At 71.5% G+C, this 24,803-nt stretch carries 27 protein-coding genes; 17 read left to right on the top strand and 10 right to left on the bottom strand.

The window, feature by feature from the left end:
- Positions 1-57 precede the first annotated feature (57 nt).
- Genes FHX81_RS20190 through FHX81_RS20180 form a run of 3 tightly spaced genes read left to right on the top strand, consistent with a single transcriptional unit; the run spans position 58 to position 1,459 of the window.
- Positions 58-384 (top strand): YbaB/EbfC family nucleoid-associated protein, encoded by a 327-nt coding sequence (locus tag FHX81_RS20190; protein WP_053715665.1) that lies wholly within the window; start codon positions 58-60, stop codon positions 382-384.
- The gene (gene recR, locus FHX81_RS20185) at positions 384-977 is read left to right on the top strand and encodes a recombination mediator RecR (protein WP_141979645.1); all 594 of its coding nucleotides are present in this window, start codon (positions 384-386) and stop codon (positions 975-977) included. Before FHX81_RS20190 ends, recR begins: the two co-directional genes overlap by 1 nt.
- Positions 974-1,459 carry a uridine kinase family protein gene (locus FHX81_RS20180; RefSeq protein ID WP_141979644.1) on the top strand — a complete coding sequence of 162 codons (486 nt, stop codon included), beginning with the start codon at positions 974-976 and terminating at the stop codon, positions 1,457-1,459. Before recR ends, FHX81_RS20180 begins: the two co-directional genes overlap by 4 nt.
- A 24-nt stretch (positions 1,460-1,483) precedes the next feature.
- Here FHX81_RS20180 and FHX81_RS20175 read toward each other — a convergent pair whose 3' ends face one another.
- Positions 1,484-4,756 carry an AfsR/SARP family transcriptional regulator gene (locus FHX81_RS20175; RefSeq protein ID WP_141979643.1) on the bottom strand — a complete coding sequence of 1,091 codons (3,273 nt, stop codon included), beginning with the start codon at positions 4,754-4,756 and terminating at the stop codon, positions 1,484-1,486.
- A gap of 231 nt (positions 4,757-4,987) precedes the next feature.
- Between FHX81_RS20175 and FHX81_RS20170 the strand changes: the two genes are divergently transcribed.
- The 5 genes from FHX81_RS20170 (at position 4,988) to FHX81_RS20150 (ending at position 10,811) form a co-directional block, all read left to right on the top strand.
- The gene (locus FHX81_RS20170; protein ID WP_141979642.1) at positions 4,988-6,667 is read left to right on the top strand and encodes an ABC transporter substrate-binding protein; all 1,680 of its coding nucleotides are present in this window, start codon (positions 4,988-4,990) and stop codon (positions 6,665-6,667) included.
- A 72-nt stretch (positions 6,668-6,739) separates the two neighbouring features.
- Positions 6,740-7,744 (top strand): ABC transporter permease, encoded by a 1,005-nt coding sequence (locus FHX81_RS20165; RefSeq protein ID WP_141979641.1) that lies wholly within the window; start codon positions 6,740-6,742, stop codon positions 7,742-7,744.
- Entirely contained in the window at positions 7,741-8,667 is a 927-nt protein-coding gene (locus FHX81_RS20160) for an ABC transporter permease (RefSeq protein ID WP_141979640.1), read from the top strand. Before FHX81_RS20165 ends, FHX81_RS20160 begins: the two co-directional genes overlap by 4 nt.
- Positions 8,668-8,673: 6 nt before the next feature.
- Positions 8,674-9,672, top strand: a complete 999-nt coding sequence (locus FHX81_RS20155) for an ABC transporter ATP-binding protein (protein WP_141979639.1) — start codon at positions 8,674-8,676, stop codon at positions 9,670-9,672.
- Positions 9,669-10,811 (top strand): ABC transporter ATP-binding protein, encoded by a 1,143-nt coding sequence (locus FHX81_RS20150; RefSeq protein ID WP_141979638.1) that lies wholly within the window; start codon positions 9,669-9,671, stop codon positions 10,809-10,811. The genes FHX81_RS20155 and FHX81_RS20150 overlap by 4 nt, the downstream gene beginning before the upstream one ends.
- A gap of 46 nt (positions 10,812-10,857) precedes the next feature.
- Here FHX81_RS20150 and FHX81_RS20145 read toward each other — a convergent pair whose 3' ends face one another.
- On the bottom strand, positions 10,858-11,559 hold the full coding sequence (locus FHX81_RS20145; RefSeq protein WP_141979637.1) for an SDR family oxidoreductase: 702 nt from the start codon (positions 11,557-11,559) through the stop codon (positions 10,858-10,860).
- Between the two features lie 82 nt (positions 11,560-11,641).
- Here FHX81_RS20145 and FHX81_RS20140 point away from each other — a divergent pair, with 82 nt between their 5' ends.
- The gene (locus FHX81_RS20140; protein WP_141979636.1) at positions 11,642-12,073 is read left to right on the top strand and encodes a winged helix-turn-helix transcriptional regulator; all 432 of its coding nucleotides are present in this window, start codon (positions 11,642-11,644) and stop codon (positions 12,071-12,073) included.
- On the opposite strand, the gene FHX81_RS20135 is transcribed toward FHX81_RS20140, so the two are convergent.
- Positions 11,977-12,375: a hypothetical protein gene (locus FHX81_RS20135; RefSeq protein WP_141979635.1), complete on the bottom strand. Its 399-nt coding sequence runs from the start codon at positions 12,373-12,375 to the stop codon at positions 11,977-11,979. The two genes, FHX81_RS20140 and FHX81_RS20135, sit on opposite strands and share 97 nt — an antisense overlap.
- Before the next feature lie 109 nt (positions 12,376-12,484).
- Positions 12,485-13,048 (bottom strand): TIGR03086 family metal-binding protein, encoded by a 564-nt coding sequence (locus FHX81_RS20130; protein ID WP_141979634.1) that lies wholly within the window; start codon positions 13,046-13,048, stop codon positions 12,485-12,487.
- A 76-nt stretch (positions 13,049-13,124) separates the two neighbouring features.
- Here FHX81_RS20130 and FHX81_RS20125 point away from each other — a divergent pair, with 76 nt between their 5' ends.
- On the top strand, positions 13,125-13,733 hold the full coding sequence (locus FHX81_RS20125) for a TetR/AcrR family transcriptional regulator (protein WP_211363521.1): 609 nt from the start codon (positions 13,125-13,127) through the stop codon (positions 13,731-13,733).
- Here FHX81_RS20125 and FHX81_RS42630 read toward each other — a convergent pair.
- Together FHX81_RS42630 and FHX81_RS20120 are read right to left on the bottom strand one after the other, a co-directional pair.
- Positions 13,697-13,831, bottom strand: a complete 135-nt coding sequence (locus FHX81_RS42630) for a hypothetical protein (RefSeq protein ID WP_281291741.1) — start codon at positions 13,829-13,831, stop codon at positions 13,697-13,699. The two genes, FHX81_RS20125 and FHX81_RS42630, sit on opposite strands and share 37 nt — an antisense overlap.
- A 7-nt stretch (positions 13,832-13,838) precedes the next feature.
- The gene (locus FHX81_RS20120; protein ID WP_170232101.1) at positions 13,839-14,306 is read right to left on the bottom strand and encodes a helix-turn-helix domain-containing protein; all 468 of its coding nucleotides are present in this window, start codon (positions 14,304-14,306) and stop codon (positions 13,839-13,841) included.
- Between the two features lie 106 nt (positions 14,307-14,412).
- Between FHX81_RS20120 and FHX81_RS20115 the strand changes: the two genes are divergently transcribed.
- Positions 14,413-15,246: a helix-turn-helix domain-containing protein gene (locus FHX81_RS20115; protein WP_170232100.1), complete on the top strand. Its 834-nt coding sequence runs from the start codon at positions 14,413-14,415 to the stop codon at positions 15,244-15,246.
- Positions 15,247-15,261: 15 nt separating this feature from the next.
- Positions 15,262-15,435, top strand: a complete 174-nt coding sequence (locus tag FHX81_RS20110; RefSeq protein WP_211363520.1) for a DUF397 domain-containing protein — start codon at positions 15,262-15,264, stop codon at positions 15,433-15,435.
- On the opposite strand, the gene FHX81_RS20105 is transcribed toward FHX81_RS20110, so the two are convergent.
- Positions 15,422-16,381: a helix-turn-helix transcriptional regulator gene (locus FHX81_RS20105; RefSeq protein ID WP_170232099.1), complete on the bottom strand. Its 960-nt coding sequence runs from the start codon at positions 16,379-16,381 to the stop codon at positions 15,422-15,424. The genes FHX81_RS20110 and FHX81_RS20105 overlap by 14 nt on opposite strands.
- A 63-nt stretch (positions 16,382-16,444) precedes the next feature.
- Between FHX81_RS20105 and FHX81_RS20100 the strand changes: the two genes are divergently transcribed.
- Together FHX81_RS20100 and FHX81_RS20095 are read left to right on the top strand one after the other, a co-directional pair.
- Entirely contained in the window at positions 16,445-17,572 is a 1,128-nt protein-coding gene (locus FHX81_RS20100; protein ID WP_141979629.1) for an epoxide hydrolase family protein, read from the top strand.
- A 166-nt stretch (positions 17,573-17,738) separates the two neighbouring features.
- Positions 17,739-18,206 (top strand): hypothetical protein, encoded by a 468-nt coding sequence (locus FHX81_RS20095; protein ID WP_141979628.1) that lies wholly within the window; start codon positions 17,739-17,741, stop codon positions 18,204-18,206.
- 54 nt (positions 18,207-18,260) lie between these two features.
- On the opposite strand, the gene leuA is transcribed toward FHX81_RS20095, so the two are convergent.
- On the bottom strand, positions 18,261-20,051 hold the full coding sequence (leuA, locus tag FHX81_RS20090; protein ID WP_141979627.1) for a 2-isopropylmalate synthase: 1,791 nt from the start codon (positions 20,049-20,051) through the stop codon (positions 18,261-18,263).
- A 229-nt stretch (positions 20,052-20,280) separates the two neighbouring features.
- Between leuA and FHX81_RS20085 the strand changes: the two genes are divergently transcribed.
- Positions 20,281-20,580 carry a hypothetical protein gene (locus FHX81_RS20085; protein WP_141979626.1) on the top strand — a complete coding sequence of 100 codons (300 nt, stop codon included), beginning with the start codon at positions 20,281-20,283 and terminating at the stop codon, positions 20,578-20,580.
- A gap of 1 nt (position 20,581) precedes the next feature.
- Here the strand turns inward: FHX81_RS20085 and FHX81_RS20080 are convergent, their stop codons facing one another.
- Positions 20,582-21,163 (bottom strand): nitroreductase family protein, encoded by a 582-nt coding sequence (locus FHX81_RS20080; RefSeq protein ID WP_246107896.1) that lies wholly within the window; start codon positions 21,161-21,163, stop codon positions 20,582-20,584.
- Positions 21,164-21,170: 7 nt separating this feature from the next.
- Positions 21,171-22,370 (bottom strand): hypothetical protein, encoded by a 1,200-nt coding sequence (locus tag FHX81_RS20075; RefSeq protein WP_246107895.1) that lies wholly within the window; start codon positions 22,368-22,370, stop codon positions 21,171-21,173.
- A 101-nt stretch (positions 22,371-22,471) separates the two neighbouring features.
- Here FHX81_RS20075 and FHX81_RS20070 point away from each other — a divergent pair, with 101 nt between their 5' ends.
- Positions 22,472-23,737: an aspartate kinase gene (locus tag FHX81_RS20070; RefSeq protein WP_141979624.1), complete on the top strand. Its 1,266-nt coding sequence runs from the start codon at positions 22,472-22,474 to the stop codon at positions 23,735-23,737.
- The gene (locus tag FHX81_RS20065) at positions 23,734-24,801 is read left to right on the top strand and encodes an aspartate-semialdehyde dehydrogenase (RefSeq protein WP_141979623.1); all 1,068 of its coding nucleotides are present in this window, start codon (positions 23,734-23,736) and stop codon (positions 24,799-24,801) included. The genes FHX81_RS20070 and FHX81_RS20065 overlap by 4 nt, the downstream gene beginning before the upstream one ends.
- Positions 24,802-24,803 lie beyond the last annotated feature (2 nt).

The raw sequence follows: 24,803 nt of genomic DNA, 5'->3' as shown, positions 1-24,803 counted from the left end.
GTGAACGGCGGCAGACCCCGAAGAGAGGAACCCGCGGTGCAACCCGGTGGGCCCAACATGCAGCAAATCCTCCAGCAGGCGCAGAAGATGCAGCAGCAGCTCGCTGAAGCCCAGCAGGAGCTGGCCGAGGCCGAGGTGACCGGCACCGCCGGTGGCGGTCTGGTCACCGCCGTCGTGTCCGGCGGTGGCGAGCTCAAGAGCCTGGACATCGATCCGAAGGCGGTCGACCCGGACGACGTCGAGACGCTGTCCGACCTGGTCGTCGCGGCCGTGCGGGACGCCAACCGCGCGGCGCAGGAGTTGGCGGCCCAGAAGATGGGCCCGCTGGCCAGCGGCATGGGCGGGATGGACGACCTGGGCGGTCTCGGGAAGCTGTTCGGCTGATGTACGAGGGGCCCGTCCAGGACTTGATCGACGAGCTCGGCAGGCTGCCGGGCGTCGGTCCGAAGAGCGCGCAGCGCATCGCCTTCCACCTGCTCGCCGCGGACCCGGCCGACATCGGCCGGCTCCAGGACGCGCTGCAGAAGGTCAAGGACGGCGTGGTGTTCTGCGACGTGTGCGGCAACGTCTCGGCCGAGACGACCTGCCGCATCTGTCGCGACCCGCGCCGCGACCTGACCCTGATCTGCGTGGTGGAGGAGCCGAAGGACGTGCTCGCGGTCGAGCGGACCCGGGAGTTCAAGGGCCGCTACCACGTCCTGGGCGGCGCGCTCGACCCGTTGTCGGGCGTCGGGCCGGACCAGCTGCGGATCAGGCAGCTGCTCACCCGGATCGGCACGGAGGTGTCGGAGATCATCATCGCCACGGACCCGAACACGGAGGGCGAGGCCACGGCCACCTACCTGGTGCGGATGCTGCGGGACTTCCCCGGCCTCACCGTGACCAGGCTCGCGTCGGGCCTGCCGATGGGCGGGGACCTGGAGTTCGCCGACGAGCTCACCCTGGGCCGGGCCCTGTCGGGCCGGCGCAGCATGTGAGGCTCGTCGCGGTCGACGGGCCGTCGGGCTCGGGCAAGTCGACGTTCGCCGCGCGCCTGGCGTTGAAGCTGGGCGCGACCGTGGTGCCGACGGACCACTTCGCCACCTGGACGGACCCGGTGTCGTGGTGGCCGCGCCTGGTCGCCGAGGTCCTCGACCCGCTCCGGCACGGCCGCGCGGCCCGCTACCGGCGCATGGAGTGGGCCGGGGGCTGGGCGCGCCCCGGCCCGTGGGTGGACGTGCCGGTGCCGGACGTGCTGATCATCGAGGGCGTGTCGGCGGCCAGGCGCTCGATCGCCCCGTGCCTGGACGAGGTGATCTGGGTCGAGGTGCCCGACCCGGAGGAGCGGCTGCGCCGTGCCGTCGAACGGGACGGCGAGGCCAACCGCGCGCACCTGCGGCGCTGGCAGGCGTTCGAGCGCGGCTGGTTCGCCGTGGACGGCACGAAGGCGCGCGCCGACCGGTTCGTGACGCCGGACTGAGCGACCGGGCGACCCCGGCCCGCGTCAGTCCCGGTCGCCTCCGTCCAGCGCCGCCCGCACCGCGTCCGCGTCGGGCGACCCGATCGCGGTGAACCACTCCAGAGCCGTCTCCCAGTGCTGTCGTGCGCCCGCGCCGTCGCCCCTGGCGGCCAGGACGTCACCCGCCAGGTGGGCGGCCCGTGCGTGCACGCACCGCTGCCCCGTGGCGCGGCTCAGCTCCAGGCACCGCAGCGCCAGGTCGAGCGCCTGGGCCAGGTCGCCCTGGTCGAGCCGGACCCGCCCGAGCACGGCCAGCACATCCGCCTCGGCGATGCGCAGCCGGTAGCGGGCGGCGCTGTCCAGCGCCTGGGTCGCCGAGTACCGCGCCTCGTCCAGCCTGCCCGCCGCCCGGTGGGTCAGCGCGAGGCTGCGCCGCGCCGCGACGATGCCCAGCGGGTAGCCGGTCTCCTCGGCGATGCGCAGCGCCTCCGTGGTGCGCTCGACCGCCTCCGCCAGCCTGCCCAACCCGCACAGCGCCTCACCCAGGGCGTTCTTCGCGTCGCACAGCCCCTTGAGGTTGCCCAGCTCCTCGGCGATGCCGACCGCCCACTCGGCTTCGCGCGCGGCCTCGGCCCAGCTGCCCCGCATGACGTGCGCCAACGCCAGACCCTCGTGCGAGAAGTGCGCGAACCGGCGTGCGCCGGCCCGTTCGTACAGCTCACCGCACCTCTCGTACAGCTCGGCGGCCCGCTGCGGTCGACCGAGGAACAGGTGCGCCTCGGCCAGCGCCCGGTGGCTGTCGGCCTGCGTCATCCACGCGCCGAGCCGGTTGCCGACGTCCAGCGCGCCCTCGAACGACGACACGGCCCGGTCGAGCTGCCCGAGCTGCATGTAGACCCCGCCCAGGTTGAGCTGGGCGATGCCCTCCTGCTGCAACGCCCCGATGGCCCGCGTGATCACGAGAGCCCGCTCCAGGTGTTCCGCGGCCTGCTCCAGGTCGCCCACCTCGATGTAGACGGTGCCGAGGTTGGACAGCACGGCCGCCTCGACGGCGGGCGCGGCGCCGGTGCGCTGCTGGATCGGGATCGCCCGGCGGAAGTAGTCGACGGCCACCCGGTGCTGCCCGATCGCCCAGTACAGCGTGCCCAGCGACGACAGCATCGCCACCTCGCCGACCGCGTCCTGTGAGCCCTGCGCGACCGCGAGCCCCGCCTTGGCCGTCGCCAGCCACTCGGCGGGTAGCCCGATCGTGTAGAAGTAGCGCCGCAACGCGTCGGCCAGCTGCCACACGTCCCGGTCGGGCTGGCGGTCGGCGGCGTGCACGACGAGGCCCACCAGGTTGCTCCGCTCGGCGTCCAACCAGGCCAGGGCGTCGGCCGAGGTGGAGAACAGGCGCGGGGTGACGCCCGCCACCACGTCGTTGCGCGGCAGTCGCAGCAGCGTGCTCTTGAACGCGTCGGTGGCGTTGTCGACCGTCCGGATCGACCAGTCCAGCAGCCGCCGCGACGCCTGCGCGCTCTCCGCCGCGTCGTCCTCGACCTCGCGCCGCTCGGTGGCGTAGTCGCGCAGCAGGTCGTGGAACTGGTAGCGGCCGGGCGCGTGGTTGTCGACGAGGTTCGCGGTGGCCAGCCGGTCCAGCCGCCGCCGCGCGTCCTGAGTGGTCAGCCCGCCCAACGCCGCCGCCACGTCCGGCGTGATGTCGCCCGGCGCGAGCGACAGCAGCCGGAACAGCGACGCCAGCTCCGGCTTGAGCGCCGTGTACGACAGGTCGAACGCCGCGTGCACGGCGGCCCGCTCGTCGCCCTCCACGGCCAGCGCCGCCAGCCGGTTGCCCGCGCGCAGCTCCTCCACGTACGAGGCGATGGTGATCTCCGGCCGGGACAGCAGGTTGGCCGCCGCGATCCGCAGCGCCAGCGGCAGGTGCGCGCACAGCTCGGCCAGCTCGTCGGCCGCGTCGGACTGCGACGCGACCACCTCCTCGCCGAGCATCCCGGCCAGCAGCGCCCGCGTCTCGGACCGGTCGAGCACGTCGAGCCGCACGTTGGACGCGGCGTGGCTGACCGCCAGCCCGCGCAGCGTGTCACGGCTGGTCACGAGCACCGCGCAGCCCGGCGAGCCGGGCAGCAGCGGCCGGATCTGCTCGGCGTTGGCCGCGTTGTCGAGCACCAGCAGCACCTGCTGGTCGGTCAGCCGGGACCGGAACATGGCCTCCTGCTCGTCCTGGTCCAGCGGCACGGACTCGGGCGGCACGCCCTGGGCCCGCAGGAACCGGGGCAGCACGTCCACCGCGCTCAACGGCGGGCCCTGGGCGTAGCCGCGCAGGTTGACGTAGAGCTGCCCGTCGGGGAAGAAGTGGCGCAGCTTGTGCGCCGCGTGCACGGCCAGCGCCGTCTTGCCCACGCCGGGCGGACCGGCCAGCGTCACCACCGGCACGCCCTGCGCGGTCCGCAGCAGCGCCTCGATCAGCTGGACGGCCTGCTCGCGGCCCACGAAGTCGCCGATGTCGGCGGGGAGCTGCGAGGGCACGACCCGGTCGCGCCGCGCGGTGGGCGCGTTCTGCCCGTGGTCGAGCGCGGGCGACCCGCCGAGCACCTGCTGGTGCACGCGCCGCAGCTCGTCGCCGGGGTCGATGCCGAGCTGCTCGGCCAGCAGCCCGCTGACCCGCCGGTACGCGCCGAGCGCGTCGGCCTGCCGCCCGGACCGGTACAGCGCGACCATGAGCTGCGCCCACAGCCGCTCCCGCAGCGGGTGCTCGCTGGTCAGCCGGGACAGCTCGGGGATCAGCTCGGCGTGGCGGCCCAGCTCCAGGTCGACCTCGACCCGCCGCTCCTCCACGTGCAGCCGGCGTTCACCCAGGCGGGGGACTTCGTCGCGGTGCAGGACCTCCGACGGCACGTCCACCATCGCCGGGCCGCGCCACAGCGCCAGCGCCGCGGTGAAGATCGCCGACGCCGACTCCAGCCTGCCCGCGGCCCGCTCCCGCTCGCCCTCCTCGACGAGCTGCTCGAACCGCATCACGTCGATCGTGCGCTCGTCGACGTCGATCAGGTAACCGTCGGGGACGGTCCGGATCGGCACGGCCGGGCCGAGCACCTGCCGCAGCCGCATCACGTAGGTCTGCAGCGTGCCGCGTGCCCGCGCGGGAGGCTCGGCGCCCCAGATGTGCTCCGCCAACTCGTCCACCGAGACACCGGCCCCGGCGCGCATGAGCAGCGACACCAGCAGCGACCGCTGCCGACCCGCCCGCACCACGACCTGCTCGCCGTCGACCAGCACCTGCAACGGGCCGAGGACGCGGAACTCGACCACTGGGCTCACCGGCGACCTCCCTCCGCACCTGTGCGGGTTTCTGTTGTCCGTTGTACAGCGTAGGAGGACGTTTGCCCGATCGTCCGTGGTCACGTTGGGTCAGCGGAGCTGTGCCGCCCGTGTGTTAATGCTGATTCACGTGGCCGGATCGTGACCTGGGCCGAGTCGGAAGGGTGTTGGTGACCGGTTAGGGTCCGTGACCACACCGTGAGATCCCGGATTTCCCTAGGGGTGTGTCAAATGCTTCAATTTCGAACGGCCCGGCGCCGATGGTTGGCCGCGATCGGCCTGACCGGCGTCGCGGCACTGGCACTGTCGGCCTGTGCCCAATCCGAGCGCACGGACGACTCGGGGTCCGGCAAGGTCGGCGGCACGATGGTCTTCGGCGCCGCGGGCGAGCCCAAGAACTTCGACCCGATCTTCAACGACGACGGCGAGAGCTTCCGCCCCATCCGCCAGATGTTCGACACGCTGGTCACCTACAAGCGTGGCACCGCCGACCTCGCTCCGGGTCTCGCGGAGAAGTGGACGCCCAGCGAAGACGGCACGTCCTGGACGTTCGACCTGCGCAAGAACGTCAAGTTCCACGACGGCACGCCGTTCAACGCCGAGGCCGTGTGCTTCAACTTCGACCGCTGGTTCAACATGAAGGGCGCCGCCGCCCAGAGCCAGATGATCTACTACGGCGACGTCTTCGAGGGCTTCGCCAAGAACGAGGGCGACGCGGCCGGTGACCCGGTCTACAAGTCCTGCGAGGCCAAGGACGAGCACACCGCGGTCCTGAACCTGAACAAGTACAAGGGCGCCTTCCCGGCCGCGTTCGGTTTGACCGCGCTGTCCATCTCCAGCCCCGAGGCGCTGACGAAGTACGACGCGGACAACGTCGCGCAGTCCGGCGACTCGTTCACCTACCCGGCTTACGCCACCGAGCACCCGACCGGGACCGGCGCGTTCAAGCTGGAGAAGTTCGACAAGGCCAACAAGACCATCACCCTGGTCCGCAACGACGACTACTGGGGCGAGAAGGCCAAGCTCGACAAGCTGATCTTCAAGATCATTCCGGACGAGAACGCGCGCAAGCAGGAGCTCAAGGCCGGCACGATCGACGGCTACGACTTCCCGAGCCCGGCCGACTACAACTCGCTGAAGTCCGACGGCTTCAACGTCACGCCGCGGCCCGCGTTCAACATCCTGTACCTGGGCATCAACGGCGCGAACAACCCGGCGCTGAAGGACCTGCGGGTCCGCCAGGCCATCGCCCACGCGGTCAACCGCGACCAGCTGGTGAAGACCAAGCTGCCGCTGGGCGCCGAGGTGGCGACGCAGTTCATGCCGAAGACGGTCGCGGGCTACGCCGACGACGTGCAGCAGTACCCGCACGACGTGGCCAAGGCCAAGGAGCTGCTGACGCAGGCGGGCGTGTCGGACCTGACGCTGAACTTCTACGTGCCCACCGAGGTCAGCCGGCCGTACATGCCGAACCCGTCCGAGATCGCGGCCGTGATCGCGGACGACCTGAAGGCCGCGGGCATCAACGCCCAGATCGTGTCCCGCCCGTGGAACGGCGGCTACAAGGACGACGTGCAGAAGCTCGGCAAGCACGACCTGCACCTGCTCGGCTGGACCGGTGACTACAACGACGCCGGCAACTTCGTCGGCACGTTCTTCGGTCGCGAGAAGAAGGAGTTCGGCTTCGCCGACCAGGGCATGTTCGACGCGATCGCCGCGGCCGACGCGGTGGTCGACCAGGACAAGCACGCGGACGCCTACAAGCAGGTGAACCGCGACATCATGAGCAAGTACCTGCCCGCGATCCCGGTGTCCCACTCGCCGCCGGCGATCGTGGTCAGCAGCAAGATCACGGGCCTCGTCCCGAGCCCGCTGACCGACGAGCGCTTCGACACGGTGAGCAAGGGCTGAACCGAACGGTAGGCGGGTGGTGGCGTCCGTGACCCGGACGTCACCACCCGTGCTGTCCAGAGGGTTTCCATCATGCTGCGATTCATAGTCCGACGCCTGCTGCAGGCGATCCCCACACTGCTGATCCTGTCGCTGCTGGTCTTCGTCTGGTTGCGGTCGCTGCCCGGGGGACCCTCGGGTGCCCTGCTCGGCGACAAGGCGACCCCGGAGAAGATCGAGGCGCTCAACAAGGTCCTCGGTCTCGACCAGCCGATCTACATCCAGTACTTCAAGTTCCTGGGCCGCATCCTCAGCGGCGACTTCGGCAGCTCGCTGATCAGCGGCGAGCCGGTGGTGGCCGAGATCAGCCGCGCGCTGCCCGCCACCATCGAGCTGTCGCTGGCCGCGCTGCTGTTCGCCGTGGTGCTGGGCATCCCGCTCGGCTACCTGGCGGCCAGCAACCGGGGCCGGTTCCTGGACAACTCCACCGTCATCGGCACGCTGGTCGGCGTGGCCGTGCCGGTGTTCTTCCTCGGCATCCTGCTCAAGCAGCTCTTCGCGCAGGACCTGGCGCTGTTCCCGCCGTCGGGCCGGCAGGACGTCACGATCGACCCGACGCACGTGACGAACTTCGCCGTGCTGGACGGCCTGCTCACCCAGGAGTGGGACGCCGCGGCCGACGCGCTGTGGCACCTGGTGCTGCCCGCCATCGCGCTGGGCACCATCCCGCTCGCGGTGATCGTGCGCATCACCCGCGCCTCGGTGCTCGACGTGCTGAACGAGGACTTCGTCCGCACGGCGAACGCCAAGGGCCTGCAGGCGACGCTGATCCGGCGCCGGCACGTGCTGCGCAACGCGATGCTGCCGGTGTCCACGACGATCGGCCTGCAGACCGGCCTGCTGCTGGGCGGCGCGGTGCTCACCGAGCGGGTGTTCGTGTGGGGCGGGCTGGGGTCGCTGCTGGCCCAGGGGATCGAGCGCCGGGACTACCCGCGGTTGCAGGCGTTGCTGCTGCTCGCGGCCGTGGTCTACGTCCTCGTGAACCTGCTGGTCGACATCTCCTACGCGATCATCGACCCGAGGGTGCGGGCATCATGACCAGTCTCCTCAAGCGCAAGCAGGCGCGGGTCGACGCGCTGGCCGAGTCGGCGGGCACGAGCCTCGCGGCGGACGCCCTGCGGCGGATGCTGCGCAGCCCGGTCGCGCTGCTGGGCGCGTTCATCGTGCTGGTGTTCCTGGCGCTGGCGGTCGTGGCGCCGTTCATCGCGCCGAAGGACCCGTACCAGCGGTACCCGGAGCTGCTGGAGGACCTGCGGCCGGACTTCATCCCCGGCGCGCAGCCGGGGTTCCTGCTCGGCGGTGACGAGCTGGGCCGCGACTTCTTCAGCCGGCTGCTGGTCGGCGCGCAGCAGTCGTTGATCGTGGGCGTCGGCGCGACGTTGATCGGCCTGGTCCTGGGCATGATCATCGGCGGCCTGGCGGGCGCGTTCGGCGGCTGGGTGGACAGCTGGCTGATGCGGTTCACCGACATCATGCTGTCGATCCCGAGCCTGCTGCTGGCGATCTCGATCGCCGCGCTGGCCAGCCGGGGCAGCCAGACCACGGTGATCATCGCGGTCGCGGTGACCACGGTGCCGATCTTCGCCCGGCTGCTGCGCGGCGCGATGCTCGCGCAGCGGCACAGCGACCACGTGCTCGCGGCGACGGCGCTGGGCGTGCGGCGGCGGACGGTCGTGTTCCGGCACATGCTGCCGAACTCGCTGGGCCCGGTCATCGTGCAGGCGACGCTGACGCTGGCGACCGCGATCATCGAGGCCGCGTCGCTGTCGTTCCTCGGCCTGGGCGACCCGGACCCGTCGCGGGCCGAGTGGGGCCTGATGCTCGGCAACTCGCAGCGCTACATCGACGTCAAGCCGGAGCTGGCGTTCTACCCGGCCATCGCCATCATCATCGTCGCGCTGGGCTTCACCCTGCTCGGCGAGTCGTTGCGCGAGGCGCTCGACCCGAAGAACCGGAGGTGAACCGCCATGGCGTTGCTCGAAGTGCGTGACCTGCGGGTGGTCTTCCAGCGCAGGGGCACCGAGCCCTTCACCGCCGTGGACGGCGTCTCCTTCGACGTCGACCCCGGGCAGACGGTGGGCCTGGTGGGCGAGTCGGGCTGCGGCAAGTCCGTGACGTCGCTGGCGATCATGGGTTTGCTGCCGTCGCGCGGCAACAAGGTCACCGGCGAGGTCCGGTTCGAGGGCACCGACCTGCTGACCCTGAGCGACAAGGAGATGCGCAACCGGCGTGGCCGCGACCTGGGCATGGTGTTCCAGGACCCGCTGTCGTCGCTCAACCCGGTGATCCCGATCGGGCTGCAGGTCACGGAGGTGCTGGAACGGCACCGCGGCATGGCCCGCAAGACCGCGATGGTGGAGGCGGCCGAGCTGCTGGGCCGGGTCGGCATCCCGGACCCGCAGCGCCGGTTGAGCGAGTACCCGCACCAGCTCTCCGGCGGGATGCGGCAGCGCGCGCTGATCGCGATCGCGCTGGCGTGCCGGCCGCGGCTGCTCATCGCCGACGAGCCGACCACCGCGCTGGACGTGACGATCCAGGCGCAGATCCTGGCGCTGCTCAAGGAGCTGGTGCAGGACACGGGCACGGCGCTGATCATGATCACGCACGACCTGGGCGTCGTGGCCGGGCTGTGCGACGAGGTCAACGTGCTCTACGGCGGCCGGGTGGTGGAGAAGGCGGCGCGGTACCCGCTGTTCACCGAGCCGCGGCACCCGTACACGCACGGCCTGCTGGCGTCGATCCCGCGACTGGACGGCGCGCGCGGCGAGAAGCTGGTGCCCATCAAGGGCTCGGTCGCCGACAACATCCCGTGGGACCACGGGTGCGCGTTCGCACCCCGCTGCCCCAACGCGCTGCCGGTGTGCCGCGAGGTCACGCCCGCGCTGGAGGCCGAGGACGTGCGGTCGCTGCGCTGCCACAACCCGGTGCTGCCGGGTACGCCCGCCGCCCAGGAGGTGTCCGCATGACCGCCGCCGTCGAACCGGCAGCCACCGACGCCCCCGTGGGCGACGCGCTGGTGTCGGTCGAGGACCTGAAGATCCACTTTCCGATCAAGCGGGGACTGCTGGTCGACCGCACGGTCGGCCACGTGTACGCCGTCGACGGCGTCGACCTGCGGATCAACCGCGGCGAGACCTACGGCCTGGTCGGCGAGTCCGGGTGCGGCAAGTCGACGCTGGGCCGCGGCATGCTGCGGCTGGTCGAGCCGACGGGCGGCCGGGTGCTGTTCGACGGCACGGACCTGGTCGGCCTGAAGGGCGAGGAGCTGCGGCGGATGCGCCGCCGGATGCAGATGGTGTTCCAGGACCCCATGTCGTCCCTGGACCCGCGGCAGTCGGTGGAGTCGCTGCTGGTGGAGGGCCTGCGGGCGCACGGCCTGGACAAGGGGCGCGAGGCGACGGGCAAGCGCCTGCGCGAGCTGCTGTCGGCGGTCGGGCTGCCGTCCACGTCGCTGCGCAAGTACCCGCACGAGTTCTCCGGCGGCCAGCGGCAGCGCATCGGCATCGCGCGGGCGCTGGCGGTCGAGCCGGACCTGATCATCGCCGACGAGCCGGTGTCCGCGCTGGACGTGTCGGTGCAGGCGCAGGTCGTCAACCTGCTGGAGGACCTGCAGGCCGAGTTCGGGCTCACCTACCTGGTGATCGCGCACGACCTGGCCGTGGTGCGGCACATCTCCGACCGGGTCGGCGTGATGTACCTGGGCGGCCTGGTGGAGGAGGCGAGCTCGGACGACCTCTACGCCGAGCCGCTGCACCCGTACACCAAGGCGCTGCTGTCGGCGATCCCCGTGCCGGACCCGGCGGTGGAGGACCGGCGCGAGCGGATCCTGCTCACCGGTGACCTGCCGTCGCCGGCCAACCCGCCGCAGGGCTGCCGGTTCCACACCCGCTGCCCGTGGAAGCAGGCGACCCGCTGCGACACCGAGCGGCCCGCGCTGCGCGAGGTGCTGCCGGGGCACAAGGTGGCGTGCCACTGGGCGGAGGACATCCGGGCCGGGAAGATCCGGCCGCACGCGGTGGAGGCCGAGCTGGTCGAGGAGAGTGGCATCTCGCCCGACATGCCGCTGGTCGGCCCGGCCTCGATGACCGAGGTGCTCAACCCGTAGTGCCGGGTCCGGGGGACGCCGCCGTGCGTCCCCCGGACCCGTTCCGTCAGACCACCTGCGGGTAGAGGGTGCGCGGGTCGGCGGACAGCGCGGCCTTCAGGGCGACCACGCCCTGGTCGGCCAGCACCTCGACGAGGTCGGCCTCGACGCCGTCCAGGGCGGCGCGCACGACGTCGGCCGGGTCGTTCTTCGGCACGTCGACGCCCGCGGTCATGTCGGTGTCGGTCGGGCCCAGGAGCAGGCCGGTGACCAGCGTGCCCTGGCCCGCGAGCTCGACCCGGACGCCGTTGGTGAGGCTCCACTGGGCGGCCTTGGCGGCGCTGTACGCGGTCGCGCGGTCGTAGGACACCCAGGACATCGAGGACAGCACGTTCAGGATCGCGCCGCCGCCGTTGGCCGCGAGGACGGGCGCGAAGGCGCGGATCACCTCCAGCGTGCCGTAGAAGTGCGTGTCCATCTCCCGCCGGATCGCGGCCGGGTCGCCGGTGACCAGGTTCTCCCCGGTGATGATGCCCGCGTTGTTGACCAGCAGCGTGACGTCGCCGGCGGCGGAGGCCGCCGTGGCGACGGAGGCCGGGTCGGTGATGTCCAGTGGCAGCGCCTCGACGCCCGGCAGGTCGACCGAGGTCGCGTCACGCGCGGTCGCGTAGACCTTCGCCGCGCCCCGCTCCAGCAACTGCCGCGCGAAGTGCCGGCCGAGGCCGCGGTTGGACCCGGTGACCAGGGCGACCGAGTTGGCGATCTTCATCGGAGTCTTCTCCCAGGGGTGAGTTGGCTTTGCCAACCTAGCCCTGCTGGCTTGGAATGCACAACCGAGCCATACTGAACGGGTGACGGACCCCGACGAGGCGACCTGCTCCCTGATCAAGGCGGTGGACCTCGTCGGCGAGCGCTGGACGTTCCTCGTGCTGCGGGAGGCGCTGGCCGGCGCCTACCGCTTCTCGGAGTTCCGCGCGCGCCTGGGCATCGCGTCCGACGTGCTCGCCGCGCGGCTCGCGAAGCTGGTCGACAGCGGGTTGATGACCCGGCGGACCTACCGGGAGCCCGGGCAGCGGCCGCGTGACGGCTACTGCCTCACCGAGGCGGGCCGGCAGTTCAACGTGGTGCTGTGCGCGTTGCAGCAGTGGGGTGACGAGCACCTGCCGCGGACGACGTCCACGGTCGTCTACCGGGCGGCCGACGGGCGGCCGGTTCGGTTGCGGTTCGTGGACGACGGTGGTGTCGTGGTCCCGGCGGGTGACGTGCGCCCCGGGCCGGGCTGACGGGGTCGGTGCTGACGGGGCCGGTAGAGCGCGCGGACGACGGCGAAGCAGGCGGCCTGGAGGCCGAGCGCGATCAGGGCGTGCACGGCCCACGCGCCGGCGAGCGTCGGCCCGCCCCACGCGCCGCCGAGGCCGGGGTCGGCGGTGAACGGGTGGCCGACGGCGCCGACGGTGTCCGGCCACAGCGGGTACAGCCAGCCGCGTGCCACCAGGTAGAGGGCGAGCAGCGCGGGCACGGCGGCGACGAGGGCACGCGCGACTCCGGGCCGCGGGTGGATGCCCCAACGGGTGAGCGTCTTCATGCGGGTGACGCTAGGTGCGCGCGGGGCGCGGGTCGTCACACCGGGGAGCCAGTACCGGGGTAGCGGGTCGGGGGCGCCTCCCCCTGTGGCGGCGCCCCCGACCCGGTGGTCACGCGGGCCAGCGCGGCGAGCGGCCGAGCAGGCCCACCAGGCGGTCGGTGATCGGCGCGTCCTCCGGCACGTCGACCGGGAGGGCGAACGCCTTGCCCGGACCGCGGACGTCGGGCGTGTTCGGGAAGTGCCGCGCCATCCGGTAGGCGGCGGTGGCCAGCTCCGGGTCGAGGGTGCTGTCGACGCCGAGCGCGCGGCACAGGTCCCAGAGGTGCACCAGGTTGTCCACGAAGTGCCCGACCACCAGCTCGCGGCCCCGGCGCAGGCCGTAACCGGGGAACTCGGCCTCGCGCTCCAGCGCGCCGTCCTCGCGGAACGCCTCGGTGGCCGCGTCGGTCGCGACCCGGTAGGCGACGGTCAGGTCGTCGCTCGCGGGTGCTTCGACGTCCTCGTGCCGGATCGACGCGGTGAACGCCAGCGTGGACTCGACCTGGTGGCGCAGCAGTTCGTAGACGGTCCAGCCGGCGCACGGCGTGGGCAGGTCGAGGTGCGCCTCGTCCAGGTCGGCCATGAGCTTCAGGTTCAGGTCGAGCGACGACCGGTTCAGGTCCAGGAGATCCATGGTGTTCCGCCCCTCAAGTTGTACGAACGATCGTACAATTAGTTTGCGAGCGGTCAAGGGGGCTAGCGTGGAGACCGTGAAGGTCGACGGACGGGTGGAGCGCGGCGAGCAGACGCGCCGGCAGATCCTGCGGCGCGCGGCCGAGATCGCCTCGGTCGAGGGCCTGGAGGGCTTGTCGATCGGGCGGCTGGCCACCGAGCTGGAGGTCAGCAAGAGCGGCGTGTTCGCGCACTTCGGGTCGAAGGAGGAGCTGCAACTGGCGACCGTGCGCGCGGCGGCGGCGATCTTCGCGCGCGAGGTCGTGGAGCCGGTGGCGGAGGCTCCGGGCGCGGCCCGGCTGGCGGCGCTGCTGGACCGGTGGCTGGCGTACTCGGAGGGCCGCACGTTCCCCGGCGGGTGCTTCTTCTACGCCGTGCAGGCCGAGTTCGACGCCCGGCCGGGACGGGTGCGTGACGCGATCGCCGGGTACGGGCGCGAGTGGAACGCCTACGTGCGCGAGACGGCCGCCGCCGTCCCGGGGATCGCCGACCCGGACCAGGTGGCCTTCGAGCTGATCGCGTTCCTGGAGATGGCCAACGCCCAGTCGGTCCTGCACGACGACCCGCACGCCTACGAACGGGCCCGCGTCGCCGTGCGGGCGCGCCTGGCTCAGGCGGGCACGGCGGCGTCCACGACCCCGCGCTGAGCGGCCTTGACGGCCATCCCGACCGGCACGCTGGTCACCGAGGCCACGCCGAACGAGATCAGCGTCGCCACCACCGGGTCGCGGAAGAGCTCCGTCACCTCCGGCCTACGAATCCGCCGGCAGGGCGTCCACGATGTGACGTGCAGCACTGGTCTCGCCGTCGTCCTCGGTGAAGAACGCCGCGGTCAGGTGCGCGTGGAAGACGATGTCGGGGCCTTCCGGCATCAGGAACAACGTGAACGGCCGCGTGCCGTGCGCGACGGTGTGAACCCCGGTGGCCGTCGCGTGCAGGAGGTCGAGGACCCGCGTCGCCTCCACACCCCACGTGCACCGCAGTTCGGCCAGGTGCGCCTCCTGCGAGGCCTGGAACAACCGTTGGTACCGGTCCCCGAGGACTGGCGCGCACGCCACCATGTCGGGGAACCGGATGGGCACGTGACCGGCTTCGACGCGCTCGATCTGCCGCACGCCCCCGCGGGACCGGGCCGCCAACTCGGCCACGGTGAGCCCGGCCAACTCCCGCATCGCCCGGACCTCCTGGCCCACCAACCGGCCTCGCAACGTCGGTGGCACCCGGCCGCCTCCCCGCTCGTCGTCATCGAAGGCCAAAGCTAGGCAAAAAGACTTTGGACCGATAGTCGCCTGATCGGGTACACCGGGCCACGGCAGGATGGCGGTCATGTCCCGACGCGACACCGTCGCACTCAAGTGGCTCCTCGGCGCGACCCTCCGCAACCACCGCAAGGCGGTGCGGAAGACGTTGGAGCACAGCGCCGCGCACCTCGGCGTCTCCGAGAGCAAGATCAGCAACATGGAGTCCGGGCGGTACGGACAGCCGCCCGACGAGGTCGCGAAGCTGCTCGCCTTCTACGGCGCCGACCCGGACCGCGTCGAGCGGATCGCGGCGTTGGCCCGGGAGGAGGACCCGGGGAGCTGGTGGGCTCCCTGGTCCGGTGTCATCCCGAACTGGCTGCGGCTCTTCGCCGGCCTGGAAGGCATGGCCCACTCGGCGTTCGTGTACTCGCCCCTCTTCGTGCACGCCCTGCTGCAGACCGAGGAGTACGCCACCGCGGTGGCGAGTTCGGCACGTCGGGTGCGACCGGTGGACATGGACCGGATGGTGGCGTTCCGCCTGGAGCGGCAACGGCGGCTCGTCGACGACCAGAGCCCGCTGAGGCTGCACTTCGTGATCGAGGAGACGGCGCTGCGCCGCCCGATCGGGGGCAAGGACGTGCTGAGGCGGCAGGCGGAGCACCTGCTGGCGGCGGCCGAGCTGCCCACTGTGGACATTCAGGTGATCAGGGCCGAGGTCGGCATGCACCCCGGTCTGACCGGTGAGTTCACCTTGTTCGGGTTCGAGGAGTTCGACGAGACGGTGTACGTGGAGCTCCAGGAGGACGCCGTCTATCTCCACGACTCGGCGAAGGTCAGGGCCTATAGCATGACTGCGAATACCCTTCGCGATGTCGCCTTGGACCGGCAGGAGTCCGTTTCCCTGATCCGGGCGCTGTAGCAACTGGAGGTCGCCTTGACCACCTCGGTCCGCTGGGTCAAGTCCAGCTACTCGATGGAGAACGGCAGTTGCGTCGAGGTGGCCGTCACCGACACCGTGACCGGGGTGCGGGACTCCAAGAACGCCGACGGCCCGGTGCTGACCTTCCCCACCCACCGCTGGGCCGCGTTCCTCGCTAGGACCTCCTGACCGCGCGCAGGCACCGGTCACCGTAGGCGCGCAGGGCGTCCACCAACCCCTGCGGCCCGTCGACCACGGTGAAGTCGACGTCCACCGACGTGATCATCCACGCCAGGTCGCGGGCGGTGTCGGCGCCGACGTGCAGCAGGCAGCTCCCCTCGTCCACCGGTTCGACGACGCCCGTGCCCGGCCACAGCCGGTCGGCCACGGCGGGCGCCGAGGCGTGCAGCGCCACGGTCGCCCGCACCGGCCAGGCGTGGGACGAGAGCCGTTGTTCCAGGTAGGCGGCCACGTCGCCGTCGGGTGGGTCGCGGGGCGCGAAGCGGGGGCCGTTCGGGGTCCGCAGCACCAGCCGGTCGACGCGGAAGCTGCGCCAGTCGTCGCGGTCGGTGTCCCAGGCGACCAGGTACCAGTGGCGGGTGAAGCTGACCAGCCGGTGCGGCTGCGCGGACCGGGTCGTCGTGCCGCCGCGCGGGCTGGTGTAGTCGAACCGCAGCGACTCGTGCCGGCGGCAGGCGTCGGCGATGGCCACGAGCACGTCGGCGTCCACGCGCGGCCCGCCCTCGCCGACGCGGACGGTGGCCGAGTGCAGCGTGCCGACCCGGTGCCGCAGCCGGGCGGGCAGCACCTGCTCCAGCTTGGCCAGGGCCCGCAGCGACGTCTCCTCGATCCCGGCCACCGACCCGCCCGCCGCCGTGCGCAGCCCCACCGCCACGGCCACGGCCTCGTCGTCCTCCAGCAGCAACGGCGGCAGCGCGGCTCCCGCGCCGAGCCGGTAGCCGGCCGTGCCCCGGGCCGAGTGCACCGGGTAGCCCAGGCCGCGCAGCCGTTCGACGTCACGGCGGACCGTGCGGGTCGTGACGCCCAAGCGTTCGGCCAGCTCGGCCCCGGACCGGTCGTGCCGGGCCTGCAACAGCGACAGCAGTCGGAGCAGCCGCGCGGACGTGTCCACCATGCCGTGCAGCCTGCCCGACCGTTAGGACCGGACCTGTCCGCACGTCTCCCTAGCGTCGCCGCCATGACAGACATCCGCCCGTTCCGCATCGACGTGCCGCAGGCGCAGCTCGACGACCTGAACGCCCGCCTGGCCGGCACCCGCTGGCCGGCCGAGCTGCCCGGCGTCGGCTGGAGCCGGGGCGTGCCGGTGGCCTACCTGAAGGACCTCGCCGAGCACTGGCGCACGACCTACGACTGGCGGGCGCACGAGGCCGAGCTCAACGCGCACCCGCAGTTCACCGCCACCGTCGACGGCCAGAACGTGCACTTCCTGCACGTCCGCTCACCCGAGCCCGACGCCCTTCCGCTCGTGCTGCTGCACGGCTGGCCGGGTGGCGTCACGGACTTCCTCGACGTCATCGGCCCCCTGTCCGACCCGCGCGCGCACGGCGGCGACCCGGCCCGCGCGTTCCACCTGGTCGTGCCGTCCCTGCCGGGCTTCGGGTTCTCCACGCCGCTCGCCGGGCCGGGCATGGGGGCGGCGCGGATGGCGGGCGTGCTGGTCGGGTTGATGGACGCGCTGGGCTACGACCGGTACGGCGTGCAGGGCTACGACACCGGCGCGTGGGTGGCGCCGGAGCTGGGCAGGCAGGCACCCGACCGGGTGGTGGGCGTCCACCTGAACGCCCTGCTGGCGTTCCCGGACGGCGAGGTCGAAGGGCTCACCGAGGTGGAGCAGCGGCGGTGGGCGGCGATGCAGGACTTGAACGACGGCTACCTGCAGTGCAACGCGAAACGGCCGCAGACCGTGGCCTACGGGTTGCACGACTCGCCGGTGGGGCAGCTGGCGTGGATCGTGGAGAAGTTCAAGGAGCTCACCGACCCGGTGGACGGCCTGCCCGAGGACAGCGTCGACCGGGACCGCATCCTCACCGACGTGACGCTGTACTGGCTGACGGGCACGGCCGCGTCGGCGGCGCAGGTCTACTACGAGGAGATCAGCGCCAAGGGGTGGGGCGAGCAGGCCCGGACGACCGTGCCGACCGGTGTGCTGGTGTCGGCGCACGACGTGACGATCCGGCGGTGGGCCGAGCGCGACCACGACGTCGTCCACTGGACCGAGCTGGACCGCGGCGGCCACTTCCTCGCCCTGGAACAGCCCGACCTGCTGGTCGCGGACGTGCGCGAGTTCTTCGCCGGTCTGCGCTGAACGAGTCGTCCCTTCACCCCTCCGTGTGACTGGCTCGGTATTCGATCCGGCGGTAGCGTCGCATTGTCGGCGTATTCGGGGAAGGAATTCCGGTTACCTCGGCGAGTGGTGCGCCCGGCTGATCGCAGACCTTTCGGAGGTAATTGTGAGAACGAGCCGTCCACGCGTGTTCGCGACCATTCTGGGGTTTTTCACGACGGTGGCCTTCGTCGGCTTCTCGGTGGCGGTGCCCGGCACCGCCGCCGCCCGCTGCGCGGGGTCCACCGTCGTCCGCAGCAACCTGGTCATCGACCAGAACGGCAAGAAGGTGGAGGTCGCTGCGGAAAAACCCCTGTCCGGGACGTGCAACGGGAACAACGTCTACCAGGGCACGGCCGTGAGCCAGTGGCCCGGCTGGCGGCCGACCGTGTGGATCTCCGAATACCCGGGCGACAAGTGGGTCCCTTACCGGGGCTCTTACAGCAGCCCGTCGTTCAGCTACGTCCACCACGACAGCGACAAGAATTCTTCCTCCCGCATGATCCTGTGCATCGACAAGGACGGCTTGGACATCTGCGGGTGGGGGAACGACTGGGGCTGGTCGGACGAGGGCGTCATGTACAACGGCGCTTTCGGCACCAATCACGGCTACTGATCCCGGCGCGTGGTCGCCCCGCCGTCGTGGAACGGCGGGGCGACCACCGCCCCACTACCTGTTGGCGCGGTTGATGGCCGAGACCAGGGCGCGCAGCGACGCGGCCACCGTGGAGCTGTCGATGCCGACGCCCCACAGCACGCGGTCGGAGACGGCGCACTCCAGGTAGGCGGCGGCGCGGGCGTCGTCGCCCGAGGACATCGCGTGCTCGAAGTAGTCCAGCACCCGCACGTCGTAGCCGACGGTGGCCAGGGCGTCGACGAACGCGGCGATCGGGCCGTTGCCGGTGCCGGTGACCTCCTGCGTCTCGCCGTCCACCACGACCACGGCCTTGATCGTCTCGTGGCCGCTGCCGTCGCCGGACACCTTCTGCCGCAGCAGCTTCAGCGGCGCGGTGCCGTCCAGGTACTCCTCGGAGAACGCGTCCCACATGTCCTTGGGGCCGATCTCGCCGCCCCTGGTGTCGGTGACCTCCTGGATGACCCTGGAGAACTCCACCTGCAACCGGCGCGGCAGGTCCAGGTGGTGCTCGGTCTTCATCAGGTACGCCACGCCGCCCTTGCCGGACTGCGAGTTCACCCGGATCACGGCCTCGTAGTTGCGGCCGACGTCCTTCGGGTCGATCGGCAGGTACGGGACGTCCCACTGGAACTCGTCCACGTGCTGCCCGGCGGCCTTGGCGGCGTCCTCCAGGGCCTCGAAGCCCTTCTTGATCGCGTCCTGGTGGGAGCCGGAGAACGCGGTGAACACCAGGTCGCCGCCGTACGGGTGCCGTTCGGGCACGGGCAGCTGGTTGCAGTACTCGACCGTGCGGCGGATCTCGTCGATGTCGGAGAAGTCGATCTGCGGGTCGACGCCCTGGCTGAACATGTTCATGCCCAGCGTCACCAGGCACACGTTGCCGGTGCGCTCGCCGTTGCCGAACAGGCAGCCCTCGATCCGGTCCGCGCCCGCCAGGTAGCCCAGCTCGGCCGCGGCCACGCCGGTGCCGCGGTCGTTGTGCGGGTGCAGCGACAGGATGATCGACTCCCGCCGGGCCAGGTTGCGCGACATCCACTCGATCGAGTCGGCGTAGACGTTCGGCGTGGCCATCTCCACGGTGGCCGGCAGGTTGATGATCAGCGGCTTGTCCGGCGTCGGCTGGATGATCGCCGAGACCGCGTCGCAGACCTCCAGCGCGTACGACAGCTCGGTCCCGGTGTAGGACTCGGGGGAGTACTCGTAGCGGAACTCGGTCTCCGGGTAGTGCTTCTCCTGCTCCAGCGCGAACGCGGCGGCGTCGGTGGCGATCTTCTTGATGCCCTCGCGGTCGGACTTGAACACGACCCGGCGCTGCAGGATGGACGTCGAGTTGTAGAAGTGCACGATGGCCTTGGTCGCGCCGCGCAGCGCCTCGAACGTGCGGGTGATCAGCTCGGGCCGGCACTGGGTCAGCACCTGGATGGTCACGTCGGGCGGGATCGCGCCGTCCTCGATGATCTCGCGGACGAAGTCGAAGTCGGTCTGCGAGGCGGCGGGGAAGCCGACCTCGATCTCCTTGTAGCCCATGCGCACCAGCAGGTCGAACATCTTGCGCTTGCGCGCGGGCGACATGGGGTCGATCAGGGCCTGGTTGCCGTCGCGCAGGTCGACCGCGCACCACAGGGGCGCCTTGGTGATCCGCTTGGTCGGCCACGTGCGGTCGGGTACGTCGACGGTCTCCACCTGTTCGTGGAACGGCCGGTAGCGGTGCACCGGCATCGAGGTGCCGCGCTGCGGGTTCCACGCGGGCTGGCCGGGCACGGGACGGGCCGGGGGCCGGATGCGACTGGTGCCGGAGACGTACGCGTCGTGACTCGGGCTCATCTTTGAACAGCTCCTGCTGATGCCGGTGGTGGGAGACGACCGGCGGCAACGCTCGATCCCGCGACGGGGGGCCGGTCTGATCAGACCCCGTCACGGCGGCGAAGCAGGAGGGCACGTGCCACGCCGGACAGGTTAACCGCATTCCGCGCCGAGGTGGAACCGAGCGCCCAGATGGTGGAACTTCACCCACACGAGTTTCACTCGATCGTGGGGCGGGCATCTTCTTGACATGTCCAGATGGCGAACCTCAACGCGCAGCGGGAGCTACACCGCTGCCCGAGTGATCCGCGGTGTCGGTGCCGTGTTCGCGGCCATCGAGGTGCTGTACATCCTGATGCTCCTCATCGGGGTGAACACGGCCAACGCGTTCTTCCGCTTCATCCAGCAGCTCGCCGAGCCGTTGGCGCTGTTCTTCCCGGGTTTGTTCCAGACGGGCAACGGGAGCGTCGACGTGATCTTGAACTACGGGCTCGCGGCGGTCTTCTGGCTCGTCGTGACGGGTGTGCTGGCCCGTCTGGTCGCCCGCTAGCTCACGAGTCGGGAAACGCGGGTTCACCCCAACGACCTGCGAAGGCGGTTTCACCCAACGGCTTGCGCACCCGCGCCCGCTGTTCCCGCCTTCGCAGGTCGTCCGGCAGTTCCGCGGCGTCACCGAGCACGCCGACCGCGATCACCACGACCGGCCGCACGTGGTCGGGCATCCCGAACGACTCCCGGATCACGTCCGGGGAGAACCCGCCGATCTGGTGCGTGACCAGGTCCAGCTCCACGGCCCGCAGCACCAGGTTCTGCACCGCGAGACCCAGCCCGAACTCGGTGTTCGGCATCGGCCCGCGCTCGTCGACCTCGGCGGCCGCGGCCACGAGCAGCACCGACGCCCGACCCGCCCACGTCCGGTTCCCCGGTCGGAGCGCGGCGAAGATGCGCTCGAACGTGTCATCGCCGCGGTAGCCGACGAGGAACCGGGCGGGTTGCGTGTTGCCGTGCGAGGCCGCCCACCGGGCCGCTTCGAGGAGCACGCGCACGGTGTCCGGCGACACCTCCGCCGTGCCGTCGAACGACCGCGGGCTCCAGCGCCGCATGATCGGGTCGTGGCCGTCCATCACCCTCATACTGTCATCAGATCGCGTACTGCCAAGCCGTGATGGCGTACGCGCCGAACCACGCGCTGAACACCGAGACGCCCACCAGCACGCCCACCACCGTGCCGGTCCGCCGCCGGGCCAGCGCCAGCGCCACCGGCACGAGCAGCGTGAACGCGGGCAGCAGCAGCCGCGCCTTGGAGTTCATCAGCCCGTTCGACCCGAGGTCCATGGCGAGCACGCCGACGCCGTAGACGATCAGCGGCCACTCCAACCCGCGCCGGAAGCTCAGCACGACCAGCGCCAGCGCCACCACCAGCAGCCACACCGTGGCCAGCTCCAGCACCGACCTCGGCTCGCCGAGGATGAGCAGCGCGAACTTCCAGGTCGCCGCCCCGCCGTCGAACCGCGAGTCCCAGCCGTGCTGCTGCACCGCGAACCAGCCGTCCCACCGGCCGGTGCGCAGCGCCACGTACGCGAGGTAGCCGAGCAGGCCGAGCGGCGCGACCAGCGCCCCCACCCACGGCCGCCAGTCGTCCCGCCGCTGCCAGATCGCCACGGCCGCCGCCGCGCACACCGCCAGGACCAGCGCCGCCGCCGTCGGCCGCACCAGCCCGGCCGCCGCGCAGCACACCCCGGCCAGGATCCAGCGCCGTTCCACCACGCCGACCAGCGACCAGGCGGCCAGCGCGCAGAACGTCGCCTCGGAGTACGTCATCGACAGCACCACGGCCATCGGCGACGCGGCGAACAGCACCACCAGCACCAGCCCGGCCCGCCCCGACCCGCCGAACACCCGCGACCCGAGCCGCGCCAGCCCGTACGCGCAGAACACGCCGCTGACCAGGCTCACCGCGAACGCGGCACCGACGGCGGGCACGCCGGGCAGCCCGTCGGCCCACCGCACGAGCGTCGGGTAGCCGGGGAAGAACGCCAGCGGCGTCTCCGCCGTGCGCCGCCCGAACGCGTCCACCAGCGACCGGGGCACGTCGGCGTAGCCGCCCTCGGCGATGCCCAGGAACCACTGCCCGTCCCACGACGTGAGCGCCCGCGTGACGTCCTTGTCCCAGCGCGCCGCCATCAGCTGCAGCACGAGCAGCCCGAGCTCGCGGACGGCCAGGTAGAGCAGTCCGGGCGCCAGCACGACGACGACCCGGTGTCTGGCCAAGCCCGCCAGCCGCTCACGCGCGCCGGGCGCGTCCTCGGGGTCCACGCGAACGGCCTCCAGGGTCGACACGGGGTCGAGAGTAGTGGGCGTCACGGCGACCGCTGTCCACTCCTTGGGCCAGGTAGTCTCCCCGATGAGCTGGGCTTGAAGCACCTGGGAGGAGTGGGTCTGTGGCGCTCGTCGTCCAGAAGTACGGCGGTTCCTCGGTCGGGAGCGCCGAGCGGATCAAACGGGTGGCCGAGCGCATCGTCGCGACCCGCAAAGCGGGCAACGAGGTCGTCGTCGCCGTCTCGGCGATGGGCGACACGACCGACGAGCTGCTCGACCTCGCCCGCCAGGTGTCCCCGGTGCCGCCCGCCCGCGAGATGGACATGCTGCTCACGTCCGGTGAGCGCATCTCCATGTCGTTGCTGGCGATGGCGATCAGCTCGCTGGGCGCCGAGGCGCGGTCCTACACCGGCTCGCAGGCCGGCGTGATCACCACGTCCGTGCACGGCAAGGCGCGCATCATCGACGTGACGCCCAGCCGCATCCAGGACGCCCTGGCCGAGGGCGCGATCGCGATCGTCGCGGGCTTCCAGGGCGTCAGCCAGGACAGCAAGGAGATCACCACGCTCGGCCGCGGCGGCACCGACACCACCGCGGTGGCGTTGGCGGCCGCGCTGAAGGCCGACGTCTGCGAGATCTACACCGATGTCGACGGCGTGTTCACCGCCGACCCGCGCATCGTGCCGAACGCCAAGCGGCTGGAGACCATCACCTACGAGGAGATGCTCGAGATGGCGGCGAGCGGGGCCAAGGTGCTCATGCTGCGCTGCGTCGAGTACGCCCGCCGCTACGGCGTCCCGGTGCACGTCCGATCTTCGTTCAGCAACAAGCCCGGGACCATCGTGTCCGGGTCAGTGGAGGACCTTCCCGTGGAACAGGCGATGATCACCGGCGTCGCGCACGACCGGTCCGAGGCCAAGGTGACCGTGACCGCGGTGCCCGACCTGCCCGGCATGGCGGCGCGCATCTTCCGCGTCGTGGCCGAGGCGGAGCTCGACATCGACATGGTCGTGCAGAACGTCTCGCAGGCCGTGTCCGGCCGCACCGACGTGACGTTCACCCTGCCGAAGGACGACGGGCCGCGCGCGGTCGCCGCGTTGGAGAAGGCGCGCGAGGAGATCGGCTTCGACCAGGTGCTCTACGACGAGCACGTGGGCAAGGTGTCGCTGGTCGGCGCGGGCATGCGCTCGCACCCCGGCGTGACCGCCCAGTTCTGCGAGGCGCTGGCCGCGGCCGGCGTCAACATCGAGATCATCTCCACCTCGGAGATCCGGATCTCGGTCATCTGCCGCGACACGCAGCTCGACGACGCCGTGCGCGCGCTGCACGACGCGTTCGAGCTCGGCGGCGACGAAGAAGCCGTGGTGTACGCGGGGAGTGGACGATGAGCACCGGTCCTGTGCTGGCCCTGGTGGGTGCCACCGGTGCCGTCGGCACCGTCATGATCGACATCATCAACGGCCGCGAGTCCGTGCCGTGGGGTGAGATCCGGCTGATCGCGTCACCGCGCTCGGCGGGCAAGAAGATCACCGTGCGCGGTGAGGAGCTGACCGTCGTCGCGCTGTCGCCGGAGGCGTTCGACGGCGTCGACATCGCGATGTTCGACGTGCCGGACGAGGTGTCGGCCGAGTGGGCGCCGGTCGCCGCGGCCAAGGGCGCGGTCGCGGTGGACAACTCGGGCGCGTTCCGGATGGACCCCGAGGTGCCGCTGGTGGTGCCCGAGGTGAACGCCGACAAGATCGGCGAGCGCCCCAAGGGGATCATCGCGAACCCGAACTGCACGACGTTGTCGATGATGGCCGCGCTGGGCGCCCTGCACCGGGAGTTCGAGCTGCGCGAGCTGGTCGTGGCGTCCTACCAGGCGGCGTCGGGTGGCGGCCAGGCGGCGATCGACCGCCTCTACGCCGAGACCGCGGCGCTGGCGGGCAAGGAGGTCGGCGTCCGCGCGGGCGACGTCCGCGAGACGCTGGAGGCCGCCGGCCTGCCGGTGTCGGACTCGCCGTTCCCCGCGCCGCTGGCGTTCAACGTGGTGCCGTGGGCCGGGTCGCTGAAGGACGAGGGGTGGACCAGCGAGGAGCTGAAGGTCCGCAACGAGTCCCGCAAGATCCTGGGCATCCCGGAGCTGAAGGTGTCGGCGACCTGCGTGCGCGTGCCCGTCGTGACGACCCACTCGCTGGCCGTGCACGCGACGTTCGCCCGCGAGGTGACCGTCGAGCAGGCGCACAAGATCTTCGCGGCGCAGCCGTCCATCGTGCTGGTGGACGACCCGGCGGCCAAGGAGTTCCCGACGCCCGCGGACGTCGTCGGCGGCGACCCGACCTACGTGGGCCGGGTGCGGCAGGCGCTGGACTTCCCGAACACGCTGGACTTCTTCGTGTGCGGGGACAACCTGCGCAAGGGCGCGGCGCTGAACACGTACGAGATCGCCGAGGAGCTGGCCGGCCGCCTGTAGGT

Source organism: Saccharothrix saharensis (genome assembly GCF_006716745.1).
In the GTDB taxonomy this organism is placed as follows: Bacteria; Actinomycetota; Actinomycetes; order Mycobacteriales; family Pseudonocardiaceae; genus Actinosynnema; species Actinosynnema saharense.
The sequence above is the reverse complement of the archived record's forward strand: the minus strand, read 5'-3'. Positions and strand labels throughout refer to the sequence as shown.